We start from the raw sequence: 15,948 nt of genomic DNA on the forward strand, positions 1-15,948 counted from the left end.
GGGGTTCCGGAACTGTCACGGCCCGAACGAGAGTTGGCGCGGCGACACCTTACCCCCTCCTGGCAAGGGTGCACTGCGGCGGGGGCGTGGACGGTGCGGGGGCGGCGTGCGGGGATGGAGGCGGTGCGCAGGTGCGCCGGGGGTTGTGTGTTGACGCCGGGTCAGTACCCTGCGGGGTGGGCGACCCCGTGGACGAACGGCTTGGCGTGCGCAGTAGGATCGGCCCCTGCGCACGGCGTACGGGGGCGGCGATCGAAGACGCGACAGCCCCGGCGCGCCTGCGGTTCGGCGGAGCGGGGGCGGCGTCATCACACGGGGCGCCCTCACCGTACGTATCCAGATGCGTGAGGGCGGATTGTGAGCGAGCGATGGGGGTGCCCCCGACCCTGTGCCCGGGGAGGGCGCACCGTTGACGACGGGGAGTCGCGCGCTGCGGCTGCCGCTGGGGGCGGGGTGATCGCATGAGTACGGTGACGGTCAAGCGCCCGCCGCGGGCGTTCCCGCCTCCGGTGTCGGAGGAACCGGTCGAGCTGGTTCCGCCGCCGGAGCTGCCGCGGGGCGGCGGCGAGGACTGGATGATGTCGCTGCTGCCGCTGCTCGGCATGGGCGGTTCGGCGGCGTTCTTCTTCTCTCCGGGCGCGCAGGGCCCGATGAAGATGATGGGTGTCCTGATGGTCGCGTCGACCGCCGCGATGGCGGTGGCGCAGATCGTCAAGGCGCGCAAGGGCGGTAACGCGGCGACCTCGGACGAGCGCCGCGACTACCTGAAGTACCTGCAGCAGAAGCGCCGCGAGGTGCGTCGCACGGCCGAACGGCAGCGCGGTGCGCTGCTGTTCACCCACCCGGAGCCGGACCAGCTGTGGTCGATCGTGGCCGAGGGCCGCCGGCTGTGGGAGCGCCGTCCGACCGATCCGGACTTCGCGCAGATCCGGGTGGGCCTCGGCCCGCTGCAGCTGTCGACGCCGCTGGTGGCGCCGCAGACCGCGCCGATGGACGAGTTGGAGCCGCTCGCCGCCGAGGCGATGGGCACCTTCATCAAGACCCACGGCACGCTGCAGGACCTGCCGTTGGCGGTCTCGCTGCGCGCCTTCTACCACATCACGGTGTGCGGCGACCCGGACTCGGTGTACGGCAACGTCCGGGCGATGGTGGCCCAGTTGGCGACCCTGCACTCCCCCGAGGACCTGATGATCGGGGTGGCCGCCGCGCCCGGCGCGGTGGAGGAGTGGGAGTGGGCGAAGTGGCTGCCGCACACCCAGCACCGCAAGGAGAGCGACGGCGCCGGTTCGCGCCGTCTGATCGCCTCCGGGCTGGGCGAGTTGGAGGAGCTGCTGGCCAACGAGCTGGCCGGCCGCAAGGGCTTCTCCCGGGACAGCACGCCGAGCGCGGACCAGCCGCACCTGGTGATCATCATGGACGGCGCCTCGGTGCCGGTCGACTCGGTGATCGCCGGTCCCGAGGGCGTCCAGGGCGTCACCGTGATCGAGGTCGTCCCGGGTGACCTGGACGAGCCGAACGGACACCTGGTGATCACCGTCGGCAAGAACGACCTGCTGCTGGAGGCCGCGTCCGGGGCGAGCTACCCGGGCACCCCCGACAGCCTGTCGGGGTGGCAGGCCGAGGCGCTGTCGCGGCAGTTGGCGCCGTTCCGGGCGTCCGCGGGCGGCGACGACAGCGACCCGTCGCTGGTCTCGATGGACTTCACCGAGATGATGCACACCGGCGACCCGGGCTCCTTCGACCCGGCCCGGCACTGGCGTCCCAAGCCGATCCGCGAGAAGCTGCGCGTCCCGCTGGGCGTCGGCAGCAACGGCGAGTACGTCTGGCTGGACATCAAGGAAGCCTCGCTGGAGGGCATGGGCCCGCACGGCATGTGCGTCGGCGCGACCGGTTCCGGCAAGTCCGAGGTGCTGCGCACCATCGTGCTGGCGCTGGCGGTCACCCACTCCTCCGAGGTGCTGAACCTGGTCCTCGCGGACTTCAAGGGTGGTGCGACCTTCGCCGGCATGGCGGAGATGCCGCACACCGCGGCCGTGATCACCAACCTCGAGGGCGAAGCGACCCTGATCGACCGCATGCGCGACGCGATCGAGGGCGAGATGAACCGCCGTCAGGAGCTGCTCCGCGCGGCGGGCAACTACGCGAACATCAACGAGTACGAGCGGGCCCGCACCGCGGGTGCGCCGCTCGACCCGCTGCCCTCGCTGCTGATGATCATCGACGAGTTCTCCGAGCTGCTCACCGCGAAGCCGGACTTCATCGACCTGTTCATCCAGATCGGCCGCATCGGCCGTTCGCTCGGCATGCACATGCTGCTCGCCTCGCAGCGACTGGAGGAGGGCAAGCTCCGCGGCCTGGACACCTTCCTGTCCTACCGCCTGGGTCTGCGCACCTTCTCGGCCGCCGAGTCGCGGGCCGCGATCGGCGTGCCGGACGCGTACCACCTGCCGCCGATCCCCGGCGTGGGCTACCTCAAGTTCGGCTCCGACGTGATGGAGCGCTTCCGGGCCGCGTACGTGTCCGGCAAGTACCGTCCGCCGGGCCAGCAGCGCGCGGTCGGCGGGCGGGTCATCACCGCCCAGCCGGTGCTGTTCACCGCCGCCGAGGTCGAGGTCGTCGAGCCCGAGGTGGAGGAGATCCTTCCCGATCCGACGGAGGAGGAGGAGAAGGACGACGCGCTGCTGGACACCATGCTCGACGTGTTCGTCCAGCGGATGATCGGCCAGGGCCCGCCGGCCCACCAGGTGTGGCTGCCCCCGCTGGAGGCGCCGCCGTCGGTGGACAGCCTGCTGGAGCCGCTGCAGGTCAGCCCGGAGCGCGGTCTGACCCCGGCGTCGATCCGCCAGGGCAACCTGATCGTCCCGGTCGGCATCGTCGACAAGCCGCGCGACCAGCGCCGCGACGTGATGTACCTGGACTACTCGGGCGCGGCCGGCCACGGCATGATCGTCGGCGGTCCGCGGTCCGGCAAGTCCACCATGGTGCGCACCATCGTGGCGGGCTTCTCGGTCACCCACACGCCGGTGGAGACGCAGTTCTACCTGCTCGACTTCGGCGGTGGCGGTTTCGGCTCGCTGGCCGACCTGCCGCACGTCGGCGGCGTGGCGGGCCGACTGGACGTCGAGAAGGTCCGCCGCATGGTCAGCGAGGTGCACGGGGTGCTCAACCGCCGTGAGGAGCTGTTCCGCTCCCAGGGCATCGACACCATCGCCACCTACCGCACCCGCCGGGCGAACGGCCAGCTGCCGGACGAGCAGTTCGGCGACGTGTTCCTGTTCATCGACGGCTGGCTGACCTTCAAGCAGGAGTTCGAGGTCCTGGAGCCGGTCATCGCCGACATCGCGCTGCGCGGTCTCGGCTACGGCATCCACGTGGTGATCACCGCGGCCCGCTACGCCGAGGTCCGCCCGGCGCTGAAGGACCAGCTGCAGAACCGCGTGGAGCTGAAGCTCGGTGACTCCATGGAGTCGGAGATCGCCCGCAAGGTCGCCGCGAACGTGCCGGCGATCCCGGGTCGCGGTCTGACCCACGAGCAGCTGCACTTCCTGTCGGGCCTGCCCCGGATCGACGGCTCCAGCTCCACCGAGGACCTGGTGGACGGCGTCGCCGACATGGTCGCCCAGATCAACGCGGCCTGGACCGGCCCGCGCGCCCCGCAGGTGCGCATGCTGCCGCCGGTGCTGGACGGGAACTCGCTGCCCAAGGGCTTCGAGCACCCGGAGCTGGGTGTCGCGTTCGGTGTCGACGAGGTCGAGCTGGCGCCGGTGTTCGTCAACTTCGAGACCGACCCGCTGTTCGTCGTCTTCGGCGAGAGCGAGTCCGGCAAGTCGGCGATGCTGCGCATGCTGATCAAGCAGATCACCGAGCGGTACACCCCGGAGCAGGCCGGCATCGTGGTCGGCGACTTCCGCCGCTCGCTGCTGGGCGTCGTTCCGCCGGAGTACCTGGTGGAGTACGCGGCCGCCGCGCCCGCCATGTCGGCGATCGTGGAGATGCTGCGCGGGGCCTGCTCGCGTCGTCTGCCCGGTCCGGACGTCACGCCGGAGCAGCTGCGCAACCGCAGCTGGTACAGCGGCAAGGACATGTTCGTGATCGTGGACGACTACGAGCTGGTCGCCACCCAGTCGGGCAACCCGATGGCGCCGCTGGCGGAGTTCCTGCCGTTCGCGCGCGACATCGGTCTGCGTCTGATCATCGCCCGCAACGCGGGCGGCGCCGGCCGCTCGCTGTTCGAGCCGGTGATGCAGCGCATGCGCGAGCTGGGCGGCCAGGGCCTCGTGATGTCCGGTGACAAGGGCGAGGGCGCGCTGCTGGGCACGGTCAAGCCGCAGCCGCTGCCGCCGGGTCGTGCCGTGTTCGTCTCCCGCCGGATCCAGGCGGGTCAGACGGTGCAGACGGGTTGGCTGCCGATCCAGCAGTAGCCGCGGGGCGCAGTTCACGCACCGTGACCGATGGGGCCGGGTTCCGAAAGGGATCCGGCCCTTCGGCATCCCGGGGTGTGAACGGTGCCATAACGTTATCTTCCGTTTTTCGGCCCCCACCTTCGATTCCCGCACCCGGAACGCCCAACGACCTGGCTTTTCGGGCCGCAAACCCACCCCCGGGCAGGGCCTTTGAATCGGAGTTGCGCAGATCACTTCACCTTCGATTCAAGCGCAGTTCACCGGAGTTGACACCGCTGAAACATGTGTCCCACCCGCCGGACAGCTGCGTTCCGCAGGAAAGGGCCGGTTACGACAACGGATTCCGCAGCCGATCGCGCGTTGACGGGGCCTTTTCACCCAGGCAACCTGGCGCATCGGGAGCGATGCAGAACCAGACCCGCGAGAACGTGTTTCGGAGGCGATACCGCTCCCCTCCCCTCACCGCACAGTCGATCGGATGCCCCCATGACCGACACGCTTCCCCCGCAGGCAGCCGCGCCCTCCACGGGCGCCGCCACCGGCGCGGACGCCCCGAAGAAGCTCGCCCGATCGCTCGGCGTCGTGGGCGGCACCCTGCTCACGCTGTCCTGCGTGACCCCCGCGTCCTCGCTCTTCGTGCTCGTTCCCGACCTGTTCGCGGACCTCGGCACCTTCACCCTGATGGCCATCGCCATCGGCTCGGTGATCTGCATCGCCGTGGCGTTCTGCTACTCCGAGCTCGGCACCCTGGTGCCCTCGGCGGGCGGCGAGTACGCGATGGTCGGCACCCTGGCGGGCAAGTTCGCGGGCTGGCTGGTGTTCATCCAGTCGCTGATCGTCGTGATGATCGTGCCCTCACTGATCGCCATGGGCACCGCCGACTACCTGGAACCGATCGTCCACATCGACCCGAAGATCGCCGGCGCCGTGGTGATGATCGCGGCCACCGTCGCCGGTCTGCTGGACCTGCGGGCCAACGCCTGGATCACCGGCATCTTCCTGGTGCTGGAGGTCATCGCCTGCGCCGTGGTGTCCTTCCTCGGCTTCGCGCACACCGAGCGCGGCGCGAGCAACCTGGTGCACGGCGCGGTCGCGGACGCGGCCGGCGGCTCCAGCGGAGTGGGCTTCGCGGCGATCCTGGCCGCGATGGGCACCGCCCTGTTCGTCACCCAGGGCTTCTCCACCGCGATCTACCTCTCCGAGGAGCTGGAGAACCCGCGCAAGAACGTGGCCCGCACCGTGCTGTGGACGCTGGGCCTGTCGGTCGCCATCATCGTGATCCCGGTGGCCGCCATCACCCTGGGCGCGCCGGACCTGTCCGCACTGACCGAGGGCAACATCTCGCAGCTGGTGATCGGCTGGAGCAACACCGGCGTCGGCACCTTCATCAGCCTCTGCATCGCGCTGGCGATCATCAACGCCGGCATCGTGATGGTCATCCAGAACTCCCGGGTGCTGTTCGCGTCCGGCCGTGACAAGGCCTGGCCGGAGCCGGTGAACAAGGCCTTCGGCACCCTCAACAAGTTCAGCGCCCCGTGGATCTCCACCCTGGCGGTCGGCATCCCCGGCGCGGTGCTCTGCTTCGTTCCGCAGAACCTGCTGATGAACATCACCGGTGTCGCGGTCGCCGCGCTGTACCTGCTGGTCGCGGTCGGCGCGCTGTTCTCCCGCCGCGGCGAGCACAAGCACGCCCCGGCCTGGCGCCAGCCGCTGTGGCCCGCGCTGCCCGTCCTGGTGATCGTGGTGCTCGGCTACACGCTGACCCAGCTGGACGTCACCGCCCTGCTGTGGACCCTGGGCATCACCGTCGCCGCCAGCCTGTACTGGGCGTTCTACCTGCGTCCCCGCCAGGAGACCCGCTGGGTGATCACCCTCCCCGAGGACGAGCGGGTCTGACCCCCGCAGACCGCTCTCCGCTCGGCCCCGCCGGTTCCCCCCGACCGGCGGGGCCGACCCCTTTCCGGGGCCGGCCGCACGAGCCTGCGGAAGGGCTGCCGACGGGCCGTCAGCCCTGGTTGCGGCGGCGGCCCAGGTCGCGGGTGACGATCGCGCCGCCGGCCAGGCCGGCCACCAGCAGGGCGCCCACGCCGAGCACGAAGGTGCCGGTCTTCCGGTCCCGGTCGGCCTGCGTCTCGGCCAGGCCGAGCGGCTGCGCGACCAGCGGGGCGGTGTCCAGCTTGGTCGGGGCGTCCGGGTGCGGCAGCTCCTTCGGGCCCGGCACGGTCGGGTAGGTGACCGCCTTGACCGGGTCGACCACGCCCCAGCCGATCCACTTGTTGCGGCCGTGCTCGGTGCGCTGCGCGGTCTGCTCGATCACGGTGCGGATCTGCTGCGGGGTCCAGTCGCCGTGCATGCCCTTGAGCACCGCCGCCAGACCGGACACGTAGGGCGCGGAGAAGCTGGTGCCGTTGTCGGTGCACTGCCCGCCGGCCGGGACGGTGGAGAGCATGTCGACGCCCGGGGCGACCACGTCGACGAAGTCGCCGTACTGCGAGAAGGTGGCCCGCTCGTTGTTCCGGTCGGACGCGCCCACGGCCAGCACGGTGTCGTAGTACGCCGGGTAGGTGGGGCCCTCGGCGCCGTCGTTGCCGGAGGAGGCGACCACCACCACCTTGGCCGCCTCGGCGCGGTCCAACGCCCGCTTCAGGTCCGGCTCCTCGGCGAACGGCACGGCGTCGGCGGGCTTGCTCGGGTCGATCTCGACCCGGACGTCCTGCGAGATGTTGATGACGCCGGCGCCCATGTCGACGGCCTTGTTGATGGCGTCGATCAGCGTGCTGACGCTGCCGTGGCCCTCGGAGTCGTTCTGCCGGATCGAGATGATCGTCGCGTCCTTGGCCAGGCCGACGAAGCCGGAGCCGTCCCGCGGCGAGGCCGCGATGATGCCGGCGACCTTGGTGCCGTGGCCGACCTTGTCGGTCGTGCTGCCGCCCTCCGGCCGCTGCTGGCCGGCCTTCTGCTGCGCGTCGCCGAGCAGGTCCGGACCGGCCGTCACCTTGCCCTTCAGCTGCGGGTTGCTGTCGTCCACGCCGGTGTCGATCACGGCGACCTTGACGTTCTGTCCGCTGTGCGGCACCTTCTCGCCGGTGCCCCACAGCTCGTCCAGGAAGACCCGCTGGAGGGCCCAGGGCTTGGCCGGGACGTCCTTGGAGGGGAAGGTGCAGTCACCGGCCGCGGCGATGGCCACCGGGGCCCGGTAGGCCCCTCCGGAGGCCGCGGGCGAGGGCTCGGCGTAGGCGGGCGCCGCGGCGGCAGTGCCGACCACCCCGAGAACCAGCAGCACCGCACCGGTCCGGCGCAACGATCCTGACGACACCTGAAGTCCACCCCTCATTGCTTCCACCCGTGTTCGGCGCGTGCCCCGTGCCACGCGCGAAGGGCGGGCGCCCCGTGGGACGCCCGCCCTGAAGAAGAGCGCTACCGCGCAGAGTCCCGGTTCGGGAGCCTCAGCTCCAGAGACCCTCGTTCTGCTTCTCGGTGTTCTGGTAGCTCTGCGCGGCGTTGTCCAGCGCGCCGGCGATCTGGCCGAGCACCTGCTGCAGGTCGGCGGCCTTGGCGTCCCACTGGGCCTGGCGGGCCTGGTAGCCCTGCTGGGCCGCGCCCTCCCAGGAGGAGGCGATGCGCTGCACGCCCGACTTGAGGTCGTCCAGCTGCGACTGGATGCGAGAGGCGGTCTGGCGGACCTCCGAGCTCGCGTTCAGGATCGTCTGGAAGTTGACGAGAATCTGTCCGGACATGATTTGTCTCCTTGTCGATGGATGCACAGTGCGCCCCCGCGAGGGCGCGTGTGACGGTTACCGGTTCCGGCGTCAGCCGGAGATGCCACCGACCGCGGCACGCTGCTCTTCTTCGGTCATCGAGTAGAGCTTGGTGGTCGCCTCGATGGCCTGCCGGATCTCGTCGAGCACCTTGTTCAGCGCGTTGGCGTCCTCGTTGAAGCGCTCCTGCATCTGCTGGTACGCGGTCGCAGCCGCGCCCTTCCAGCCGGAAGCGATCTCGGAGACCAGGTTGTTGAGGCGACCGATCTCGCTCTGCACCTGCTGGTTGACCTCGCCGATGCGGTTAGCGAACGCGGTCATTTCCTCCGCGGTCGTCGTGAACTGACCTGCCATGATCCACCGTCCCCCATGAGACAGACTTCGTCCGGACGCCCCTGTGGCGAACGCCCGTACGGGCACCACTTGGTGTGGTGCTCTCCAGCACTGTAACGGCCAAGTGCGACAGACCCAACACCGGGTAGCGGGTAGTTACCAGACCATGACACTGAACCGCCGCACCGCCGTTGACGATCCGTCAGGCGTTCTGGGCCTGAAGTGCAGTGTTCGTGTTGAGCACCGGACCGGCCGGCACCAGCTTCGACCAGACGATCGGCACCTTCTGCGGGTTGACGGACTTGTAGCCCAGGCGCACCTGTGACTCGTTCGTACCCTTCTTCTCGCCGCCCTGCGGGTTGGGGCTGGCGCTCGCACCGCCGTTGCCGCCGTCGCTGTTGGCGGGCAGCGAGTAGCGCAGGCCGGAGTCGGTGATCAGGAAGTCGCTGCCGGAGCCGTCGTCGCCCCCGTTGCCGTCCAGCGCGCGGTACAGCAGGCCGTGACCGGGCGTCACGTGCGCGCTGACCGAGTCGGTGGCGATGTCCGCCGGGTAGGCGGTGCTGGCCCACACGGTGCGCTTGATCTGGTTGTTCTCGTAGCCGGTGAAGGTCGAGCAGATCACCGTGCGGGGCGTCTTGCCGGTCACGTTGACCGCCGGGGACTTCTGGGTCGGCAGGTTCTTGGAGCGCTCCATCAGCTCCTTGCTGATCTTCGACTGGAGCTTGCTGATGTCGCCCGCGCCCAGGTCGCCCATGGCCGGCGGGCCGCCGTACGCCGCCTCCTGGACGTTCGGGTCGTTCAGCATCAGGTTCGCCTGGAACTCGGTGATCTGGTACAGCTTCGAGGCGCCGACCGCGTAGAAGGTGTTGTCCTGGAACTTCATCACCCGGCCGACCTTCTTCTCCTCGGGCTGCGACAGTTCGAGGCCGGAGTTGGCGGGCCGCTTGGCGGCGATGCCCTCGATCCGGGGGAACTCCACCGGGTCGCCGTTCTCCAGGGTGTCCAGCCACTCGTTGGTGACCCGCTGCGGCACCGCGTCCGAGCCGAACAGCGCGGTCACCAGCGACCTGCGGTCGGTGTCGCTGGTGTCGAGCACGCCGACCGCGTGCTTCACGCCGCGGTTGTCCACCAGGTACATCGAGCCGGGACGGCCCGGCAGGTCCGGCTGCTGCACGAACAGCGACTGCCCGTCGCCGAGCATCCGGTCCGGCGCCTGCAGGGTCTTGACGTCCGCACCGGCCGCGACGAACACCGACTGGGCGATCGTGGAGGGCAGGTTGTCCTGGCCCTTCTTGTCGCACACCGACCACAGCTTGGTGGTGCCCGCGTCGTCGCCCTTGGGCAGCTTGTCCGGGGCGTACGGGATTCCGATGGCGGCGCCGCGCCGCGGGTACTTGTCCAGCACGTCGTCGGCGACGGTCTGCACGGTCGCGCCCTCGGACAGCACCAGCCGGGCCGAGGACATGTTCAGCACCTGGTGCAGGGTCGGCTTGTTGCCGTTCGTCGGGTCCGGCAGGATCACGTAGCGCGTGGTCGAGGACTTGCCCTGCAGGATGAACTTGCCGTTGTCCCAGTTCGGCGGCGCACTCGGCTTGATGACGCCCCACATGCCGAAGCCCGCCACGATCACGGCCCCGATCACGAAGCTCGGCAGCACCGCCCGGATCGGACGCGGCGCGTCCTCGTCGTTGCCGCCGCCCCCCGGCTGCAGGAAGGCCCCGACCATCCGCTTCCGGGCGAAGGTGTAGGCGTTCAGCTCGTCCCGGCGTGATGCCATGCTCGTCCCCGTCTCCCCTGTGTGACCCGACCTGCGGGTGTCAACGCGCTTGTGCTGTGCGTGAGTCTGCCACCCGACGGGCGTCCGGAACGGTCAACCCTCTACGATGCGGCAGCAGACGGTGAGTACGGTAACGGGTAGGCTCCGACGGTCCGCCATCCGGGCCGCCGACCCGGCCCGCGGCCGACGGCCCCTTCCGGCCGCAGCCGCACGGGGATCTGACGGCACATCTGAAGCAGAGAGGGCAATTCGGGGGATGCCAAGCCAGTCCGCTCCAGCACGACGACGCTCCACCTCGCACGGTCGGAGGCCGGACGCCCAGGGCGGCCGGCGGGCCCGCACCGCCCCGGCCCCGGTGCCCACCGGCCCGGTCGCCCTGCGGCTGCTGCCCAGGCCCGGGCTGCTCGCCCGCCGGCTCGAACTCAAGCAAATCGTCCAACTCGAGGTCGCCGTCGCACTGGTGGCCGTCGGCTGGTCGATCAACAAGCTGATGGCCGCGGTCTTCGCGGTGCCCGCCGTGGTGCTCGTCGTGGTCGCCCTGCTGCGCCTCGGCGGCCGCACCATGGGCGAGGCGATGAGCGTCCGCTCCGCCTACAACTCCCGTCGCCGGGAAGCCAAGTACAACGTCCCGCCGCCCGGCACCGACCCGGCGCTGGCGCCGGTGATGGAGCTGGAGCCGGCCCTGCGCACCTGCACCCACGCCATCGAGACCGACCTCGGCGACGGCCGTCCGCTGCGCCGCGAGACCGGCATGGTCGGCGACGGCACCTTCTTCACCTCGGTGCTGCTGGTGCAGTCCAAGGACCAGCCGCTGCGCCCCGGCCGGGCCACCTCCGCGCTGCCGCTGGACCTGATCTGCTCGGTCCTCCAGGTCGACGACATCCCGCTGGAGTCGGTGCAGCTGATCCAGCACACCCAGCCGGCGCCCGCGCCGCACCTGCCGGAGCACTCGCTGGCCGCGCGCGCCTACCAGCAGGCACCCGGAGGAGTGAACACCCCGGCGCTGCGGCTGACCTGGATCGCCGTCAAGCTCGACCCGGAGCGCGCCTCCACCGCCGTGCTGGCCCGCGGCGGCGGCGAGGAGGGCGCCCGCAAGGCCCTCCAGCGGGTCACCGACCAGCTCGCCGGCCGGCTGAACAGCGCCGGCTTCACCGCCACCGTCCTGGACGAGCGGGAGCTGATCGCGGCGCTGGCCATCTCGGTGTGCGCCAACCCGGTCGCGGTCGCGGGCCGGCAGGGCTCCGGCGGCGGCGGGGTCGGCGTGCGCCGGGCCCAGGAGTCCGCGAAGTTCTGCCGGATCGACGACCGCTGGCACACCACCTACTGGATCTCCAAGTGGCCCGAACTGTCCCGGCCGGGCGCCGGCGGCGGCCGGGTCGCCGCCCCGGACCTGGTCAACCAGCTCACCAGCACCCCGGCGTTCGCCTCCACCTTCTCGGTCACCGCGACCCGCGCGATGGGCGGCTCGGTGGCGCTCAGCGGGCACCTGCGGCTGACCGGCCGCAACGAGAGCGAGGTCGCCCAGGTGGGCCGCCTGGTGGAGTCCCGCGCCCAGCACGCCGGCACCTCGATGACCCGGCTCGACCTGGAGCACGCCCCGGGCCTGCTCGCCACGCTGCCCCTGGGGGGGACTTCCTGATGGCCTACCAGACCTACTCCGGCCAGGCCCCGCAGCCGACCGAGCAGCGCCGGGTCCGGGTCCGTCCCGGCTTCGGCCTGCGCGGCCCGCGCCGGGAGAAGCACGTGCTGACCGTCGAGGACCTGTCGGCGCTGTCCTTCCCGGTCGGCGACGACGGCGTGGTGATCGGCCTCGACCAGCAGCAGCAGCCCGCCGTGATCGGCCTGTTCCGGCCCACCCAGTACGACGTGGTGCTGGTCGGCGGCATGTGGACGGCGCAGCTGATCGCGCTGCGCGCCGCCGCGACCGGCGCCCGGATCGCGGTGGAGACCGGCCGTCCGCAGGCGTGGGCGCCGATGGCGCAGGCCGCGGGCGGCGGGCAGCCGTGCGTGACGGTGCACCAGGTGGGTCGCCTGGGCGCGCAGGGCGCGTCGGTGGCGTCACCCGTCCTGGTGGTTCGCGACCTGGGTGCGCGCCCCTCGCGCAGCCGGCTGTCGGCGTCGCCGTGGCAGACCACGCTGACCGTGCTGCCGTACCTCGGTCCGAACGCGAGCCGGGTGCTGAACGCCGCCGACCTGATCGGCCTTCAGCGGGTGTCGCCGCAGGAGTCGGAGCTGGTGGGCCGGTTGCTGTCGCTCGCTCCGGGCGACGTCAGCGCGCTGCCCACGCTGCCGGACCACATCACCCTGTGGGCGACCCGGATGCGGCGCCAGTACGTGATGACCAATCCGGGCGAGGCCGAGACCCAGGTGCTGGGCGGCCCGCGCCGCATGGACTGACGAGGTGCGGCCGGGCGGGCCGCATCCGTGCGGGCCGGCCGGCCGGCGCGCCCGTGGGGACGGTGTTCCCCGTGGGGCGGGCCGGTCGGCCGCGTCCGCTCCGATCCGCCGTCAGGTCGGGCTCCGCCTTCATCGGACCGCCCTGCACGGCCTAGTCTTGTTGCCCGACGGCAACCGCCGAAGCAATTCGGCGAGAACGAGGGAGCCCCAGTGAGCAGCGATCGGGACGGCGTCTACGTCGGCGACAACGCGGCCGAGGACGACGATGACTGGTCCGACGCCCCGGACTACACCCCTCCGTCCTGGTACACCCAGAGTGCCGCTCCCGGTCCGGCCGCGCCGCAGCAACAGCAGCCGCAGCAGCAGCCCGTTCAGCAGCCGCCGGTCCAGCAGCCCCCGGTGCAGCAGCCGCCGCAGCCGGTGCAGCCGGAGGTCCAGCAGCCTCCGGTGACGCCGCAGCCGCCGGTCGTGCCGGACGCGCCGCAGCCGCCGCAGCCCGTTCAGGCCCAGGTCCCGCCGCCCGGTCCGGTGGCGCCGGGCCCGCCGGGCCCCCCGGTGGAGCCGGTGACGGCCGTGCCGAACGCGGCCCCGCCGCCGCCCCCGCCGGGCCCCGAGCAGCAGGCCGGGCCGGCCACCGACGGGCAGGGCGTGCCGACCGCGCCGCCGGTGGAGCTCGCGTCCACCCCGAATCCGGTGCCGGACGCGCCGCAGCCCCAGCCGCCGGTCCAGCCGCAGCCCCCGTACCCGCAGCAGGGCCAGCAGCCGCCCGTCCAGCAGCCCCCGGTGCAGCAGCAGCCGCCGGTGGCGCAGCAGCCGTGGCCGAACCAGCCGCCGCAGCCGCAGCCCCCGTACCCGCAGCAGGGCCAGCAGCCGCCCGTCCAGCAGCCTCCGTACCCGCAGCAGGGCCAGCAGCAGTGGGCCGGGCAGCCGCCGGTGGATCCGCGGGCGGGCGGGTGGCCGCAGCAGGCCGGGCCGGGCCCGGCGTACCAGCAGCACTCGGGTCTGCAGAACGCCCCGCAGGCGCCGGCGCAGTTCCAGCAGCCGGGGCCGCAGGCGGCGGCGCACGGCGCGGCGCTGGGGTACACGGCGGCGGTCGAGCTCTCCTCGGACCGGCTGCTGCGCGGTCAGCCGAAGGTGCAGAAGCAGTCCCGGTTCCAGTTCGGCGGCAAGTCGGCGCAGGCCGGCAAGCAGCAGAAGCTGGAGCTGATCCGGCATCCGGTGATGACCTGCTACCGGATCGCGGTGATCAGCCTCAAGGGCGGTGTCGGCAAGACCACGACCACCACCTCGCTGGGCGCGACGCTGGCCAGCGAGCGGCAGGACAAGGTCATCGCGATCGACGCGAACCCGGACGCGGGCACCCTGGGCCGCCGCATCAAGCGGCAGACCGGGGCGACCATCCGCGACCTGGTGACGGCGATCCCGCACGTGCGCAGCTACATGGACATCCGTCAGTTCACCTCGCAGGACCCGAACTCGGGCCTGGAGATCGTCGCCAACGACGTGGACCCGGCGGTCTCCACCACCTTCGACGACTCGGACTACCGCCAGGTCATCCAGGTGCTCGGGCAGCACTACCCGATCATCCTGACCGACTCGGGCACCGGTCTGCTGTACTCGGCGATGCGCGGCGTGCTGGACCTGGCGGACCAGCTGATCGTGGTGGCCACGCCCAGCGTCGACGGTGCGTCGAGTGCGTCCACCACGCTGGACTGGCTGTCCGCGCACGGCTACGCGGACCTGGTGCAGCGGTCGATCACGGTGGTCTCCGGGGTCCGCGAGACCAGCAAGATGATCAAGGTCGAGGACATCGTGGCGCACTTCCAGACCCGCTGCCGCGGCGTCGTGGTCGTGCCGTTCGACGAGAGCCTGGCGGCCGGCGCCGAGGTCAACCTGGCGATGATGCGGCCCAAGGTCCGGGATGCGTACTTCGAGCTGGCCACCCTGGTCGGCGAGGACATCGCCCGGGCCCAGCAGCAGGCCGGCTGGCAGGGGCAGCAGCAGGGCGGCTGGCAGCAGGGCCCGCCGCCGCAGCAGCAGTACCCCCAGCAGTACCCGCCGCAGCAGCAGGGCGGTTACCCGGCGCCCGGCCAGCCGTGGCAGCAGCAGCCGCCGCAGCAGTACCCGCCGCAGCAGCCCGGCGGCTACCCGCCGCAGGGCCCGCCGGTGCCGGGCTACGGCTACCCGCCGCCGCACGAGGCCCCGCCGCCCGGCTACGGGTACCCGCCGCCGCAGCACGGCTGAGCGCACGTCAGAAAGCCCCCCGCGAAGGATTCTCTCCTCCGCGGGGGGCTTTCCCGTGTCCGCCGGTCAGGGGCGCTCGGTGAGCTCCCGGGCGCGCTTGACGTCCTCGGCCATCCGCTCCAGCAGGGCGTCGATGGAGTCGAACTTCTCCATGCCGCGCAGCCAGGCGAGGAAGTCGACGGCGACGTGCTTGCCGTACAGGTCGAGGCCGACCCGGTCGATGGCGTACGCCTCGACGGTGCGGGTGGTGCCGTCGAAGGTCGGGTTGGTGCCGACCGAGATCGCGGCGGGCATGGTCTCGCCGTCGGCGGTCAGCCAGCCGGCGTACACGCCGTCGGCGGGGATCGCCGAGTGCGGGACGGTGTCCACGTTGGCGGTGGGGTAGCCGAGCTCGCGGCCGCGCTGGGCGCCGCGGACGACCTCGCCCTCGACCCGGTGCGGGCGGCCGAGGACCTCGGCGACGCCCGCCATGTCGCCGGCCGCGACCAGCCGGCGGCACAGGCTGGACGAGAACGGCTCGCCGTCGCCGGCGGCGCCGCGCACCTGCAGGTCGACCACCTCGACCGCGAAGTCGTCGGCCCGGCCGAGCTCGGCGAGCAGCTCGACGTTGCCCGCCGCGCGGTGCCCGAAGCGGAAGTTGGGGCCCTCGACGACGGCCTTCGCGCGCAGCGCGTCGACCAGCACCGACCGCACGAAGTACTCCGGCGACTCCTTGGAGAACTCGGCGGTGAACGGCAGCACCAGCACGGCGTCCACGCCGAGCTGCTCGACCAGTTCGGCCCGCCGCGGCTGCGGGGCGAGCAGCGGCGGGTGGCTGCCCGGGCGGACCACCTCGCTGGGGTGCGGGTCGAAGGTGACGACGACGGACTTCGCCCCCAGCTCCCCGGCCAGCTCCACCACCCGATTGATGATCAACTGGTGTCCGCGGTGGACCCCGTCGAACGATCCGATGGTGACGACGCTGCGCCCCCAGTCCCCGGGGATCTCCTCCAGGCCGTGCCAGCGCTGCACCTGACCGCTCCTTGTTCCTACGGTG

10 protein-coding genes are annotated in these 15,948 nt (G+C 71.7%); 5 read left to right on the forward strand and 5 right to left on the reverse strand.

Annotated features, from left to right (window positions below):
- The first annotated feature begins 461 nt into the window (after positions 1 to 461).
- Both eccCa and ACFV1L_RS26245 read left to right on the forward strand, forming a co-directional pair.
- Positions 462 to 4,421, forward strand: coding sequence for a type VII secretion protein EccCa (gene eccCa, locus ACFV1L_RS26240; RefSeq protein ID WP_380370025.1), 3,960 nt, complete (start codon positions 462 to 464; stop codon positions 4,419 to 4,421).
- A 468-nt stretch (positions 4,422 to 4,889) separates the two neighbouring features.
- Positions 4,890 to 6,299 carry an APC family permease gene (locus ACFV1L_RS26245; RefSeq protein ID WP_380370027.1) on the forward strand — a complete coding sequence of 470 codons (1,410 nt, stop codon included), beginning with the start codon at positions 4,890 to 4,892 and terminating at the stop codon, positions 6,297 to 6,299.
- Positions 6,300 to 6,408: 109 nt separating this feature from the next.
- On the opposite strand, the gene mycP is transcribed toward ACFV1L_RS26245, so the two are convergent.
- From mycP to eccB, 4 genes are all read right to left on the reverse strand, one after another.
- Positions 6,409 to 7,686 (reverse strand): type VII secretion-associated serine protease mycosin, encoded by a 1,278-nt coding sequence (mycP, locus tag ACFV1L_RS26250; RefSeq protein ID WP_380370029.1) that lies wholly within the window; start codon positions 7,684 to 7,686, stop codon positions 6,409 to 6,411.
- Positions 7,687 to 7,849: 163 nt separating this feature from the next.
- Positions 7,850 to 8,140 (reverse strand): WXG100 family type VII secretion target, encoded by a 291-nt coding sequence (locus ACFV1L_RS26255; RefSeq protein ID WP_380370032.1) that lies wholly within the window; start codon positions 8,138 to 8,140, stop codon positions 7,850 to 7,852.
- Positions 8,141 to 8,212: 72 nt separating this feature from the next.
- Positions 8,213 to 8,515 carry a WXG100 family type VII secretion target gene (locus ACFV1L_RS26260; RefSeq protein WP_380370033.1) on the reverse strand — a complete coding sequence of 101 codons (303 nt, stop codon included), beginning with the start codon at positions 8,513 to 8,515 and terminating at the stop codon, positions 8,213 to 8,215.
- Between the two features lie 181 nt (positions 8,516 to 8,696).
- Positions 8,697 to 10,271, reverse strand: coding sequence for a type VII secretion protein EccB (gene eccB, locus ACFV1L_RS26265; RefSeq protein ID WP_380370035.1), 1,575 nt, complete (start codon positions 10,269 to 10,271; stop codon positions 8,697 to 8,699).
- Between the two features lie 256 nt (positions 10,272 to 10,527).
- On the opposite strand from eccB, the gene eccE reads away from it, so the two are divergent.
- The 3 genes from eccE (at position 10,528) to ACFV1L_RS26280 (ending at position 14,912) form a co-directional block, all read left to right on the forward strand.
- A complete protein-coding gene (gene eccE, locus ACFV1L_RS26270) occupies positions 10,528 to 11,910 on the forward strand; it encodes a type VII secretion protein EccE (RefSeq protein ID WP_380370037.1) in 1,383 nt (460 codons plus the stop codon).
- Positions 11,910 to 12,668, forward strand: a complete 759-nt coding sequence (locus tag ACFV1L_RS26275) for a hypothetical protein (protein ID WP_380370040.1) — start codon at positions 11,910 to 11,912, stop codon at positions 12,666 to 12,668. The genes eccE and ACFV1L_RS26275 overlap by 1 nt, the downstream gene beginning before the upstream one ends.
- Positions 12,669 to 12,878: 210 nt before the next feature.
- Positions 12,879 to 14,912, forward strand: a complete 2,034-nt coding sequence (locus tag ACFV1L_RS26280; protein WP_380370042.1) for an AAA family ATPase — start codon at positions 12,879 to 12,881, stop codon at positions 14,910 to 14,912.
- A 66-nt stretch (positions 14,913 to 14,978) separates the two neighbouring features.
- On the opposite strand, the gene ACFV1L_RS26285 is transcribed toward ACFV1L_RS26280, so the two are convergent.
- Positions 14,979 to 15,923, reverse strand: coding sequence for a bifunctional riboflavin kinase/FAD synthetase (locus tag ACFV1L_RS26285; protein WP_380370045.1), 945 nt, complete (start codon positions 15,921 to 15,923; stop codon positions 14,979 to 14,981).
- Positions 15,924 to 15,948: the final 25 nt, after the last annotated feature.

It is taken from the genome of Kitasatospora sp. NPDC059646, from assembly GCF_042734615.1.
In the GTDB taxonomy this organism is placed as follows: domain Bacteria; phylum Actinomycetota; class Actinomycetes; order Streptomycetales; family Streptomycetaceae; genus Kitasatospora.

Excerpts from the sequence above, each read along its gene's own strand:
- eccCa (WP_380370025.1), top strand. The coding sequence starts at position 462 with ATGAGTACGGTGACGGTCAAGCGCCCGCCGCGGGCGTTCCCGCCTCCG.
- eccB (WP_380370035.1), bottom strand. The coding sequence starts at position 10,271 with ATGGCATCACGCCGGGACGAGCTGAACGCCTACACCTTCGCCCGGAAG.
- eccE (WP_380370037.1), top strand. The coding sequence starts at position 10,528 with ATGCCAAGCCAGTCCGCTCCAGCACGACGACGCTCCACCTCGCACGGT.
- ACFV1L_RS26275 (WP_380370040.1), top strand. The coding sequence starts at position 11,910 with ATGGCCTACCAGACCTACTCCGGCCAGGCCCCGCAGCCGACCGAGCAG.
- ACFV1L_RS26260 (WP_380370033.1), bottom strand. The coding sequence starts at position 8,515 with ATGGCAGGTCAGTTCACGACGACCGCGGAGGAAATGACCGCGTTCGCT.
- ACFV1L_RS26245 (WP_380370027.1), top strand. The coding sequence starts at position 4,890 with ATGACCGACACGCTTCCCCCGCAGGCAGCCGCGCCCTCCACGGGCGCC.
- ACFV1L_RS26255 (WP_380370032.1), bottom strand. The coding sequence starts at position 8,140 with ATGTCCGGACAGATTCTCGTCAACTTCCAGACGATCCTGAACGCGAGC.